Source organism: Haloarcula sp. S1AR25-4 (assembly GCF_031624555.1).
Lineage (GTDB): Archaea > Halobacteriota > Halobacteria > Halobacteriales > Haloarculaceae > Haloarcula > Haloarcula pellucida.
Window position 1 is genome coordinate 412,175 of the sequence record NZ_JAMQOR010000001.1, and the last position, 11,655, is coordinate 423,829.

Here is an 11,655-nt window from a genome sequence, read left to right on the forward strand (position 1 = left end):
GTACGGCCGGTACGACCGGAGCGGCGTCGGGACGACACGCGTTCGGTGGGTCAGTCGGCGGCGGTGGGCTCTGGGCCGATACAGTCGACCTCGCGAGGCGATTTTCGCCGAGTCAGTGCCACTGTCGTCACATATTTGGGGAGTGAGGCCCTACCAAAATCCGTCTGGAAGGGTGGCTCAGTGGTAGAGCGCTGCCAGCCAACGTGCCAGAACTCGGCCTGGCAGTTTCCCATGCAGGGCTCCGCGTGGTTCGAATCCCGCCCCTTCCACTCTGTCACGAACGGACGTGAGTGACAAGTGGCGTCTGCGGGATTCGTGCTTGAGAGACGCAGCGCGAATGAAGTGAGTGACCGTCTCTCTGTGTTCGAATCCCGCCCCTTCCATCTTGCGAGGAGTGGACACGACGAGCAGATGGCCGACTAGGGATTCGAGCACGCAAGACGCAGTGACCGAGCGACGCGAGGTCGACTGTCTTGCCTCGGTTCGAATCCCGCCCCTTCCACTCTGCCACGAACGGACGTGAGTGACGCGTGGCGAAAGCGGGAATTCGAACGCGGCAGGCGCATACGACGGACGTGCGTCTGACCGCGACTCGAACTCTGGATGACTAGTGTGGCGCGAACGAGGCGTCGAAAACGGTAGGAGAGTGGGGGGTGGGGGTGTGGATGGCACCGGAGTGGTGCCTACTCGCACTCTAGTTCGAACACACATAAATTCTTGTGCCCGAGTTATCAGTAGTGATACTTGGCGGCCGAGACAGCACCCGGTGTCAGGGTTCGACGTTATGGATTGTGCGAATACGGCCCGTGATATATCGCTCGACGACGAACGAATACGGCTCGTGATATATCGCTCGACGACGAAGCAGTGGCTCGTGAAGATTGCGTCGAAAGAATGTGCGTGGGTGCAGTCCCAAGGGAGTGCACCTGCATCGTCTTCGGCGGCATCGCCGCCTCGGTATCGGTGGACATCGTCCACCAGTGCGATGCGTGGGACCGGATTTGAACCGGCGGACCCCTACGGGACAGCGCCCTCAACGCTGCGCCGTTGGCCTGGCTTGGCTACCCACGCTCGCGCTGTCTTACTGCAATCAATCGTATCCCGCGGTCCAATAAAAGGGCTTTCGTTTGCGATGGCCCGCGGGACAGTGTGCCATTCGAGCGAACCGGACGTTTGAAATACGACGAAACCGCTACCGGGGGCATGGCCAAATACTCGACCGGCGGCGGGGGCGCCAGCGCCGGCGGGAGCTGCGAACTCTGCGGTGCCGACGGTGGCGACTTGCAGACCGCCGACGTCGCGGGCGCGACCCTTCAGGTCTGTTCTGACTGCGCGAAGAACCACGGCGAGAACGACCGGACGACGTCGTCGAACGACGGCTCGCGCGACGAGACGGACAGACGCCGTCGGGCCGCACAGAACACGGCGAGGCTACAGGACTCACAGACGTCCGACGCCTCCCACTGGGAGGGGGGAGCCGACTACGACACCGACCAACTGCCCTACCTCATCAGCGACTACGGGAGCACCGTGACGGAAGCCCGACAGGAGAAGGGACTCCAAACGAGCGAACTCGCCGACGAACTCGACCTCGACGAGAGCGACGTGCTGGCCGTCGAACAGGGCCGTGCGACGCAGGCGGGCGTCGGCGGGTCCACTATCGCTGTCCTCGAAGAGTTCCTCGACGTCGACCTGGTCGACGAACGCTGATATCGTCGCCCGCTGTTGCCGTCAGCAGGCCTTTGGTAGTGCCATCCATACTGTCGGTATGGAGCGCTCGCCGGAACAGGAGGCCATCAGAGCGACCGTCAGGGAGTTCGCGACCGAACAGGTACGCCCGACCGCGCGCGAGGCCGACGAGACGGAGTCGTTCCCCGAGGACGTCTGGGACCGCCTCGCCGACATCGACCTCACTGGCCTGACGACGCCAGCCGAGTACGGCGGCTTCGACGCCGACCGTCGGACCTACGCCATCGTCAACGAGGAACTGGCCTACGGGTCGCTGGCCGTCGCGACGGCGCTTTCCGTCCACTGTCTCGCCACCGCCTGTATCGCGGCGTTCGGCGACGACCCCGTTCGTGACGAGTGGCTTCCCGAGATGGTCGACGGTCGGCCGGTCGGCGCGTTCGCCCTCTCTGAACCGCAGGCCGGGTCGAACCCGCGTGGGATGACGACCGTCGCGCGGAGAGACGGCGACGAGTACGTCGTCGACGGGGAGAAACAGTGGATAACGAACGGCGAGCGCTCGGGCGTCGTGGTCCTGTTTGCGAAGACGGCGCGTAACGACCCGGACTCCATCACACAGTTTCTCGTCCCGAAAGACAGCGATGGCCTCTCTGTCGGCGAGAAAGAGGACAAACTCGGTCTGCGCGCGAGCGACACCACGTCGCTGACCTTCGACGGGGTCAGGATTCCCGAACGGTACCGACTGACCGAAGAGGGGGCGGGACTGGCCGCCGCGCTGTCGATTCTGAACGAGGGGCGCGTCGCCATCGCCGCACAGGCCGTCGGACTCGCGCAGGCGGCGCTGGACGAGGCCATCGAGTACGCACAGGACCGCGACCAGTTCGACCAGCCGATATCGGCGTTCCAGACGATACGCCACAAACTCGCGGACATGGCGACGACCGTGCAGGCGGGTCGTCTCCTCACGTGGGACGCGGCGAGTCGGATGGACCGCGGCGAGGACGCCCGACAGGCCGCGAGCATGGCGAAGTACTTCGCGAGCGAGGGTGCCGTCGACGTGACCAACGAGGCGGTCCAGATTCACGGCGGCTACGGCTACACCACGGACTTCCCGGTCGAGCGCCTCTATCGCGACGCGAAGGTGACGACCATCTACGAGGGGACCAGCGAGATCCAGAAGAACGTCGTCGCCCGGTCGCTGTTGGACGACCGCTGAGTGCCGATACACACTTTTGGCCCGCCGGCGTACGCTCTCGCGTGACGTACGACGCTGTGGTCTACGACCTCGACGGGACGCTCGTGCGGTTGGCTGTCGACTGGGGCGCGGTCGCTAGCGACGTCGCAGACGTCCTCAGAGCGCGTGGCGTGGACCCCGAGAGCGCCGGCCTCTGGGGGATGCTGGAGCTGTCAGACGAGACCGGCCACCGCGACGCCGTCGAGGCGACGATAACCGACTACGAGCGCGAGGGCGCGCGGAACTCCGACCGCCTCACGCTCGCCGACGGGTTGCCCCACGACGTGCCCGTCGGCGTCTGCTCGCTGAACGCCGAGGTGGCCTGTCGCCTCGCACTGGAGACCCACGACCTCACGCGGTCGGTGGGGCCGGTCGTCGGCCGGGACTCGGTCGGGTCCGCCAAGCCCGACCCCGAAGGGTTGTTGGCGGTCGTCGACGAGATGGACGCGACTCCCTCCGAGACGGTGTTCGTCGGCGATTCGGAGCGAGACGCAGAGACCGCCCGCCGTGCCGGCACCGACTTCGCGTGGGCGAGCGAGTTCGATCAGCGCCGATATCGGGCATAGAGGTAGACGCCGATAGCGGTGAGAAACCAGACGACGGCGCCTACCCGGACCGCGAAGAGGGCGCGACTCGTCCACGTCGGCAGCGCCGTCCCGAACGACGCGAGGACGACGATGGGCGACCCGACGAGGATGGTCGTCACGAACGTGACCTGCATGACCCACCCGAAGTCGACGCCGTCGGGGTCGGTCTGTTCGACTGCTGGCACGGTCGGTGTTTCCCGGAGGACCGGCAAGCCGTTTCCGGTTTCGTCGGCGACCAGACGATATTTCCACCCCCGGTGCAAACCGGCTGTCGATGACAGAGGACGACGAACTGCCGGAGATTCCGGTCGTCTGTACGGCCTGTGACACCCGGACGCGCGTGCCGTTCGAAGACGTCGAGTCGGCCGTCGACCGCCACAACGAGCAACTCCACGACGGCGATCCCGTCGCGGAGGTCGACCCGGACGTCCTCGACCAACTCGTCGACCGGGTGGGCCGTGACCTCGGTCTGTTGGACGGGGACTGATACGGTCCTACGAGCCGAGTGACGCCGCGGACCGGTAGGTGTCTAAGCAGGCCGTCGACCCCGACCCGAGCGAGCGGCGGTCTTCGACGACCGCTGGGGAGTCGAGTCGTGGAGCGAGATGGTGGCTCGTCCGCTGTAACCGGGACCCGAACACGTAATAGCACGGCGCGCCCGGCCACGGATATGACTACCGTCCGGGACCTGCAGGCGATGGCAGGGGACGAACAGATAACGATGCTGACGGCCTACGACGCCGTGACGGCCGGTATCGCCGAGGGCGCGGGCGTCGACGTCATCCTCGTCGGTGACAGCATGGGCAACGCCGTCCTCGGCTACGACGATACGCTCCCGGTCACCGTAGACGAGATGGCCTCTCGCGTCGCTGCCGTCGCCCGCGGGACGGACGAGACGCTGGTCGTCGCGGACATGCCGTTCCTCTCTTTCGGCGCGGACGAGGGCGAGAGCGTGCGGAACTGCGGCCGGATGCTCAAGGAAGCCGGCGCGAACGCCGTCAAACTCGAATCCGGCCCGCACACCCTCTCGTTGACGGAACGGCTCTCGGACCTCGGCATCCCGGTCATGGCCCACCTCGGCCTGACGCCACAGAGCGTCAACCAGACGGGATACACCCAGCAAGCCAACGACCGCGAGGAGGCCGAAGCGATTCTCGAACTCGCGCGGGCCCACGAGGACGCCGGTGCCTTCGCCCTCGTCGTCGAACACGTGCCGGCGAACCTCGCCGCGCAGGTCACCGAGGCCATCGACATCCCCACCATCGGTATCGGCGCCGGCGGCGATTGTGACGGGCAGGTGCTCGTCTTCACCGACGTCGTGGGACTGGCAGCGTCGAGTCCGCCCTTCGCCGAGCAGTTCGGCGACGTCCGCAGTGAGATGCACGGGGCTATCAGCGACTACGTCGACGCCGTGGAGTCCGGTGAGTTCCCCGGGGACGAACACGCGAGTGCGAGCGAGGAACTGGACGACCTGTACTGACGGACGTCCACACACCGACCGCTGACACCGTCCGCGGCGGGACTCGCGCTTTTTGACAGGAACCCGTGGCACGGAGTATCCGAAGCTACCGCCGGATAATTCTCGATTATGTGCGGTTAGTGGGTGAACAATCATACGGCGATCTCGTGAACGACAGGCTATATGTCCGGGACGGGTACCGACACTGCTGACGAAGAGCAGATACCGAGCGAAGACATCCTCGACATCCAGATAGAGCGGGGGTTGAGTGAGCTTCGGCGCCCGGTCACGGGACTCTCGCTGTCGGCGCTGTCGGCCGGCCTCGACATCGGATTCGGACCGCTGTTGATGGCCGTCGTCCTGACCTCGGCCGGAGTCTCGGGGACCGGGGACCTCCCGAAAGAACTCCTGTTGGGGCTGGCGTACGGCGTCGGGTTCATTCTGGTCGTCCTCGGCCGGTCGGAACTGTTCACCGAACACACGACGCTCGCGGTGCTCCCGGTGCTTGACGATCAGGCCGGCGTCGCTCGACTCGGACGTCTGTGGGGAACCGTCTACGCTAGCAACATCGTCGGGGCCGTCCTCTTCGCGTGGTTCGCCGTGGCTATCGGGCCGGCGGTGGGCGTCGTCGAACCGGCAACGTTCGTCGAACTGGCGAAGACGTACACAGAGCAGTCACCGGCAGTGCTGGTCGGCGCGGGAATCATGGCCGGATGGCTGATGGGGCTGCTCTCGTGGCTCGTCGCCGCGGCGGACAGTACCGTCTCGCGGATGCTGATCGTCTGGCTCATCGCGGCGTCTATTGGCTTTGCGCACCTGCCACACTGTATCGCCGGGTCTGTCGAAGTCGTCGCCGGCGTCATCGTGGCCCCGGAGATGACCGTCCTCGACTACGGTAGATTCCTCGTGTTCTCGACGGTCGGAAACACCATCGGCGGCGTCGTCTTCGTCGCGCTTCTGAAGTACGGACACGTGGTCCGTAGTGGCCCTTCTCACACCGAGGTTCACCGAAAGTAGTCGAGGACCGGACGACGTGACCTACCACTCACCCGAAGTTTTATTCACTCGTCAACTGTCGTTGGTCGTGTGGTTTACGAGACGGGCAACCGCACGGTAGACGACGCCGTCACACGCGTGCTGGACGGCGAGCGCTTAGACCGCCGGGACGGTCTGGCGCTCATCGCACAGCCAGTCGACGCCCTCGCGGCGGGGGCCGACTACGTCCGCACGCAACTCGGGGACGGTACCGTCGACGCGTGTTCCATCGTGAACGCCAAGGCCGGTAACTGCGCGGAGGACTGTGGGTTCTGTGCCCAGTCAGTGCACTTCGACACCGGCATCGACAACTACGGCTTCCTCGGTCCGGAGAAGATTCTGGAGGCCGCGAAACGCGCCGAGCGCGACGGCGCTCAGCGCTTTGGCATCGTCGTCGCGGAGAAGGGCGTCTCGAAGGAACAGCGGCCCGACGAGTGGGAGGAAGTACTGGAGGCCATCCGTCTGGTCCGTGACGAGACGGACGTGGAAGTGGACGCCAGCCTCGGTATCCTCACGGACGAGGAGGCGGCTATCCTCGCAGAGGAGGGGCTGAACCACTACAACCACAACATCGAGACGTCGCCCCGGTACTTCCCGGAAATCGTCCAGACGCACTCCTTCGAGGACCGCGTCGAGACGCTGGAAGTAGCGAAGGAGGCCGGCATGGACCTCTGTGCCGGCGTCATCCTCGGCATGGGCGAGACGCCCACCGACCGCGTCGACGCGGCGATGGCCCTGCAAGACATCGGCATCTCCTCGCTCCCGGTCAACATCTTGAATCCGGTCGAGGGGACGCCGATGGCCGAGCGCGGCCTCCCCGACATCACGACGGAGGAGGTCGTCAAGACCATCGCGGTGTACCGCCTGCTCCACCCCGAGGCCCGCGTGCGCCTGACCGGCGGGCGTGAGGTGAACCTCGACACGGACGGACAGGTGGCCGCGTTGGAGGCCGGCGCGGACGGCATCCTCACCGGCGACTACCTCACCACGGAGGGCCAGTCGGCGGCCGACGACCTCGAAATCATGGAAGCGGCGGGCCTCGAACCCAACACCGAGGCCAACGCCTTCGACCCCGACGAGGTCAAGACGCGCGCCGACGACGGTACCGACCCCGAGACGGCGGCAGGCACCGCACAGAGCAAATCGGAACTTCAATCAGACGACTGACTATGGACGACGTACGATTCGCAGTACTAGGTACGGGCGGTATCGGCCGACGAACACTCGAAGTCTCCCAGCACAAGGACGGTCTGACCGCCGTCGCGGCGTGTGACCGCAACGGCGTCGCCGTCGACCACGGCGGTCTGGACGTTGCGGAACTGCTGGAGGCGACGGAGGGCAACATCGCAAGCGGGCCGCAAGGCGGCCCGGAACAGTCGAGCGGCGACGAGCCGCGAGACAGCGGGCCGCGAGACGACGTGTCGACTGACGGTGGCGCGGCGACGGCGGGCGTCAAGCAACACGGCGACCAAGCCGGCGTCGTCGCCAGCGAACAGGGCCGACCGACGGAGACGCCCATCGACGCCGTCATCGCCGAGAGCGACGCCATCGACGCCGTCCTCATCGCGCTCCCGAACCTCGAACACGACTTCATCCCGCGGGTCGCAGAGCGCTTCGCCGAGGCCGACTACGAGGGCGTCCTCGTCGACGTGCTCAAGCGCTCGCGGGTCATCGGGATGCTGGACGACCGCGAGGAGCAACTGACGGAGTCGGGCATCACCTTCGTCTGTGGCGCCGGCGCGACGCCCGGGTTCCTGACCGGGGCGGCGGCGCTCGCCGCCCAATCGTTCGTCGAGGTCGAGGAAGTCGAGATATGGTGGGGCGTCGGCTTGAAAAGCGGCTACGAGGACAACCGCGGCACCGTCCGCGAGGACATCGCCCACCTCGACGGCTACGACATCGAGACGGCCCGCGAGATGAGCGAAGCGGAGATAGAGGAACTCATCGACGACCACGACGGCGTGCTGGAGTTCCACGACATGGAACACGCCGACGACGTCCTCCTCGAACGAGCGGGCATCTGTGACGCCGAGGACGTCCACGTCGGCGGCGTGCTGGACGTCCGCTCGGACGAGAAGCCGACCACGACGACAGTCTCGGTGACGGGCACGACCTTCGACGGCGAGACGGGCACCAACACCTTCCAGCTAGACGACGTGACGAGCATGGAAGCGAACGTCAACGGCCCGGCGCTGGGCTACCTGAAAGCCGGCGTCCGGAACAACCGCGCGGGCCACTACGGCGTCTTCGGCCCCGCGGACCTGATGCCCGGGTTCTGAGCCGCGAGGCGCCGATTCAGACGCGCTCAGCGACTCGCGGCCCGGCGGAACGCGTCGACGGCCTGCGTAATCTCGCGTTCCCGAACGTCCAGCGGCGGCAGTAGTCTGAGCGTCCGGTGTCCGCAGGCGAGCGTCAGCAATCCTTCCTGCAGACACGCCTCGACCATCTCGTCCCGCCGCTCTCGGGTCTCGAACTCGACGGCGACCAACAGCCCGAGGTTTCTGACGTCTATCGCGCCCTCGACGGAGGCCTCGGAGAGCCGTCGGTTCAACTGGTCACCTCGTTCGGCGGCGTGGTCGAGCAGTCCTCGCTCCTTGATGACGTCGAGCGTGAGCGCCCCGACCAGCGAGGAGAGCAAGTCGCCCGATCCCCACGTCGAGGAGAGGCGGCCCTCCTCGTCGGGGAACACCTCGTCTCGGCCCACCGTGGCACCCACCCGGAGTCCCTTCCCGACGGCGAGGACGTCCGGGTCGATGGCGTAGTGGTCGGCACCCCACCACTCACCGGTTCGGCCGACGCCGGACTGAATCTCGTCGGCGACGAGTGGGATGTCGTACTCCGCACAGACCGCCGCCACGTCGTCCATGAACGCCTCGCTCGGAATCCGATAGCCGCCCTCTCCCTGCACCGGTTCGAGGATGACGTAGGCCACCTCGTCGGGGTCGACGTTCCCGCCGTCCCCGAGTTTGCGCCGCAGTTGCGAGGTGTCGCCCGCCGGAAAGTAGCCACAGCGACAGGACGCCGGGTCGCAGGTCCGGTCGTCGCAGTACGGGAGCGAGGTGACTCCGGTCACCTCGGGAAAGTCCCGTCGGTGGACGGCCTTCGAGCGGTTGAGCGAGAGCGCTCCCAGCGTCCGGCCGTGGAACGCGCCCTCGAAGGTGAGGCCGTACTTCGCGCCGTCGCGGTGGTCGTAACAGATTTTGATGGCGTTCTCGACGGCCTCGGCCCCGGAGTTCGAGAGGAAGACGGTGTCCAGACCGTCGGGAGCGACGTCGACGAGGCGGTGCATCAGTTCGGTCGGGCCGGGGAGGTCCCCCGTACTCGCGTAGAAGTCCTGGCCGGCGAACTTCAGCGGGTCGACGAGGTCGAACTCGTCGAGACGGTCGAGCAGGGAGGGGTTGTTGTAGCCCAGCGGTGCGCTGGCGACGTGGGACGTAAAGTCCAACAGGACGTTCCCGTCGACGTCCCGGCAGTACGGCCCCCGGGCGTCGGCGGTCGCGTCCCAGACGAAGTCGTAGACGTGCGTGGCCGGCGCGGCCACTTCGTGGTGGTGGTCGACGCGTTCTCGGGCGCGCGTGCCGGGGAACTGGTCGACGCTCGGTTCGGCGCTGTCCCGGTCCATGCTGTCATTTCACACGGGAGCGTAGTAAAAGTAAGTGAGGTGACTGGTTTGGGGGCTGTCAGGGTCCCGCGTCCGTCACTATCGACCGCTCTGCCCATCACCAATCGCTAAGGGGCGCTGGCTCGACACCACGAACGATGACGCATGGGTTCGACCTCGGCGACCGCCTCCGCGAGCGTGAACGGCAGGACTTACGCCGCCACCTCGACGTGACCGAGCGAGTCGCGCGACGCACGCGCTTTGCCGACGACCCGAAAAGTGGTGCGGCCGACTTCGGCGAGGAGATGGTCGTCTTCGCGGCGAACAACTACCTCGGACTGGCCGACGACGGGCGCGTCCAGCGCGCGGCCGAACAGGGGGCGCGAACCGTCGGGACAGGTGCGGGGGCGTCTCGCCTCGTCACGGGCGATACGCGTCTCCACCGCGCGCTCGAACGCGACCTCGCGGACTGCAAGGGGACCGAGCGAGCGCTCGTCTTCTCCTCCGGGTACGCCGCCAACGTCGGTACCATCGACGCCCTCGCGCCGGACGCCGTCTTCTCGGACGAACTGAACCACGCCTCCATCATCGACGGTTGTCGGGTCGGCGCGGCAGAGACGGTGGTGTACGACCACTGTGAGGCCGACGACCTGCGGGCGAAGATGGCCGAGCGGGCGTCGACGGCCGGCGACGGCGAGCAGTGGTTGGTCGTCACCGACTCCGTCTTCTCGATGGACGGCGACGTCGCGCCGCTCGCGGCGCTCTGTGACGCCGCCGAGGAGTACGGCGCGTGGCTGATGGTTGACGAGGCCCACGCCACCGGCCTGTTCGGGAACGGCGGCGGCGTCGTCCAGCGCGAGGGACTCAGCGACCGCGTCGATATTCAACTCGGGACGCTCTCGAAGGCGCTGGCGAGTCAGGGCGGGTACGTCGCCGGCGACGAGGAACTGGTCGAGTACCTCCTGAACGCAGCGCGGTCGTTCGTCTTCTCGACGGGACTTGCGCCGCCCGCGGCCGGTGCGGCCCGCGAGGCGCTTCGAATCGCTCGGGAGACAGACCAGACAGACCGCCTCTGGGAGACCGTCGAGACCCTCAGAGAGGGGCTTGAAGCGATGGGCTACGAAGTGCTGGGCGAGACGCACATCCTCCCGGTGCTGGTCGGCGACCGGGTAGACGCCCTCGAACTCGACGAGCGACTCCGCGACCACGGCGTCGTCGCCCCGGCCATCCGCCCGCCGACGGTTCCGGAGGGAACGTCCCGAATCCGCGTCGCTCCGATGGCCACCCACACCGACGCTGATCTGACGCAGTGTCTCGACGCCTTCGAGGCGGCCGGGAAGGAGGTCGGTGTGCTGTGACCGACGCGAGTCCGGGTGGGTTGTTCGTCGTCGGGACGGGTACCGGCGTCGGCAAGACCGTCGTCACCGCCGGCCTGACCGGGTGGCTCCGTGACCGCGGCGTGGATGCCGTCGCAGTCAAACCCTGCCAGACCGGCTATCCGCCGGACGACGACGCGGCGTTCGTCGCCGAGGCCTGTGGGAACGAGACGGCGTCGATCTGCCTCCGCCGACTCGCGCCCGCGCTGGCCCCCGAGGTGGCCGCCGACGTGGCCGAGGCCGATCTCTCCTACGACGAGATCCTGTCCGGCGTTCGAACGGCGGTCAACGCCCACGAGGTCGGCGTCGTCGAGGGTATCGGTGGTCTCCGGGTCCCGCTGGCGGACGGCGCGGAGGTTCTGGACCTCGTCGCCGCCCTCGGCCTGCCGGCGGTCGTCGTCGCTCGGTCGGGCCTCGGCACGCTGAACCACACCGGGTTGACCGTCGATGCCCTGCGCGCACACGGCGTCTCGGTCCACGGCGTCGTCCTCAACGAGTACGAGGGCGCGACCGTCGCCGAACGGACGAACCCCGACGTGTTGGAAGGGATGACGGACGCCCCGGTGTGGACGCTACCGCCGCTCGACCTCCGGGAACCGTCCGAGGCAGTGAGCGGCGTCCGCGAGCACCTCCCGGCGGCGGCTCTCTCGGCAGTAACAGAGTTCTGACGCCGACGC

The 11,655-nt window shown here is 67.0% G+C and carries 12 protein-coding genes and 2 tRNA genes; 11 read left to right on the top strand and 3 right to left on the bottom strand.

Features of this window, described 5'->3' with window-relative positions:
• Positions 1-166 precede the first annotated feature (166 nt).
• Positions 167-269, top strand: a tRNA-OTHER gene (locus tag NDI85_RS02245).
• Between the two features lie 717 nt (positions 270-986).
• Here the strand turns inward: NDI85_RS02245 and NDI85_RS02250 are convergent.
• Positions 987-1,071: transfer RNA gene (locus NDI85_RS02250), tRNA-Leu, on the bottom strand.
• A 132-nt stretch (positions 1,072-1,203) separates the two neighbouring features.
• Between NDI85_RS02250 and NDI85_RS02255 the strand changes: the two genes are divergently transcribed.
• The 3 genes from NDI85_RS02255 to NDI85_RS02265 are packed head-to-tail and all read left to right on the top strand — an operon-like array spanning position 1,204 to position 3,486.
• Positions 1,204-1,710, top strand: a complete 507-nt coding sequence (locus tag NDI85_RS02255; protein ID WP_310914784.1) for a multiprotein-bridging factor 1 family protein — start codon at positions 1,204-1,206, stop codon at positions 1,708-1,710.
• 58 nt (positions 1,711-1,768) lie between these two features.
• Positions 1,769-2,902, top strand: a complete 1,134-nt coding sequence (locus tag NDI85_RS02260) for an acyl-CoA dehydrogenase family protein (protein ID WP_310914785.1) — start codon at positions 1,769-1,771, stop codon at positions 2,900-2,902.
• 41 nt (positions 2,903-2,943) lie between these two features.
• Positions 2,944-3,486 (top strand): HAD family hydrolase, encoded by a 543-nt coding sequence (locus NDI85_RS02265; RefSeq protein WP_188995036.1) that lies wholly within the window; start codon positions 2,944-2,946, stop codon positions 3,484-3,486.
• On the opposite strand, the gene NDI85_RS02270 is transcribed toward NDI85_RS02265, so the two are convergent.
• Positions 3,465-3,692 carry a DUF5822 domain-containing protein gene (locus NDI85_RS02270; protein WP_188995034.1) on the bottom strand — a complete coding sequence of 76 codons (228 nt, stop codon included), beginning with the start codon at positions 3,690-3,692 and terminating at the stop codon, positions 3,465-3,467. The two genes, NDI85_RS02265 and NDI85_RS02270, sit on opposite strands and share 22 nt — an antisense overlap.
• Before the next feature lie 89 nt (positions 3,693-3,781).
• Here NDI85_RS02270 and NDI85_RS02275 point away from each other — a divergent pair, with 89 nt between their 5' ends.
• From NDI85_RS02275 to NDI85_RS02295, 5 genes are all read left to right on the top strand, one after another.
• Positions 3,782-3,994 carry a hypothetical protein gene (locus NDI85_RS02275; RefSeq protein ID WP_188995032.1) on the top strand — a complete coding sequence of 71 codons (213 nt, stop codon included), beginning with the start codon at positions 3,782-3,784 and terminating at the stop codon, positions 3,992-3,994.
• A gap of 183 nt (positions 3,995-4,177) precedes the next feature.
• On the top strand, positions 4,178-4,987 hold the full coding sequence (gene panB / locus NDI85_RS02280; protein WP_310914786.1) for a 3-methyl-2-oxobutanoate hydroxymethyltransferase: 810 nt from the start codon (positions 4,178-4,180) through the stop codon (positions 4,985-4,987).
• Between the two features lie 162 nt (positions 4,988-5,149).
• Entirely contained in the window at positions 5,150-5,983 is an 834-nt protein-coding gene (locus NDI85_RS02285) for a formate/nitrite transporter family protein (protein ID WP_188995028.1), read from the top strand.
• A 69-nt stretch (positions 5,984-6,052) separates the two neighbouring features.
• Positions 6,053-7,168 (top strand): biotin synthase BioB, encoded by a 1,116-nt coding sequence (bioB, locus tag NDI85_RS02290; protein ID WP_188995026.1) that lies wholly within the window; start codon positions 6,053-6,055, stop codon positions 7,166-7,168.
• 2 nt (positions 7,169-7,170) lie between these two features.
• Entirely contained in the window at positions 7,171-8,280 is a 1,110-nt protein-coding gene (locus NDI85_RS02295; protein ID WP_310914787.1) for a transcriptional regulator, read from the top strand.
• Between the two features lie 26 nt (positions 8,281-8,306).
• Here NDI85_RS02295 and NDI85_RS02300 read toward each other — a convergent pair whose 3' ends face one another.
• Positions 8,307-9,623, bottom strand: coding sequence for an aspartate aminotransferase family protein (locus NDI85_RS02300; protein ID WP_188995022.1), 1,317 nt, complete (start codon positions 9,621-9,623; stop codon positions 8,307-8,309).
• A 137-nt stretch (positions 9,624-9,760) separates the two neighbouring features.
• On the opposite strand from NDI85_RS02300, the gene NDI85_RS02305 reads away from it, so the two are divergent.
• Positions 9,761-10,960, top strand: coding sequence for an 8-amino-7-oxononanoate synthase (locus tag NDI85_RS02305; RefSeq protein ID WP_188995020.1), 1,200 nt, complete (start codon positions 9,761-9,763; stop codon positions 10,958-10,960).
• Positions 10,957-11,646, top strand: coding sequence for a dethiobiotin synthase (bioD, locus tag NDI85_RS02310; RefSeq protein ID WP_310914788.1), 690 nt, complete (start codon positions 10,957-10,959; stop codon positions 11,644-11,646). The genes NDI85_RS02305 and bioD overlap by 4 nt, the downstream gene beginning before the upstream one ends.
• The last annotated feature ends 9 nt before the right edge of the window (positions 11,647-11,655 follow it).

Excerpts from the sequence above, each read along its gene's own strand:
- NDI85_RS02255 (WP_310914784.1), top strand. The coding sequence starts at position 1,204 with ATGGCCAAATACTCGACCGGCGGCGGGGGCGCCAGCGCCGGCGGGAGC.
- NDI85_RS02260 (WP_310914785.1), top strand. The coding sequence starts at position 1,769 with ATGGAGCGCTCGCCGGAACAGGAGGCCATCAGAGCGACCGTCAGGGAG.
- NDI85_RS02305 (WP_188995020.1), top strand. The coding sequence starts at position 9,761 with ATGACGCATGGGTTCGACCTCGGCGACCGCCTCCGCGAGCGTGAACGG.
- NDI85_RS02300 (WP_188995022.1), bottom strand. The coding sequence starts at position 9,623 with ATGGACCGGGACAGCGCCGAACCGAGCGTCGACCAGTTCCCCGGCACG.
- NDI85_RS02285 (WP_188995028.1), top strand. The coding sequence starts at position 5,150 with ATGTCCGGGACGGGTACCGACACTGCTGACGAAGAGCAGATACCGAGC.
- NDI85_RS02295 (WP_310914787.1), top strand. The coding sequence starts at position 7,171 with ATGGACGACGTACGATTCGCAGTACTAGGTACGGGCGGTATCGGCCGA.
- panB (WP_310914786.1), top strand. The coding sequence starts at position 4,178 with ATGACTACCGTCCGGGACCTGCAGGCGATGGCAGGGGACGAACAGATA.
- NDI85_RS02275 (WP_188995032.1), top strand. The coding sequence starts at position 3,782 with ATGACAGAGGACGACGAACTGCCGGAGATTCCGGTCGTCTGTACGGCC.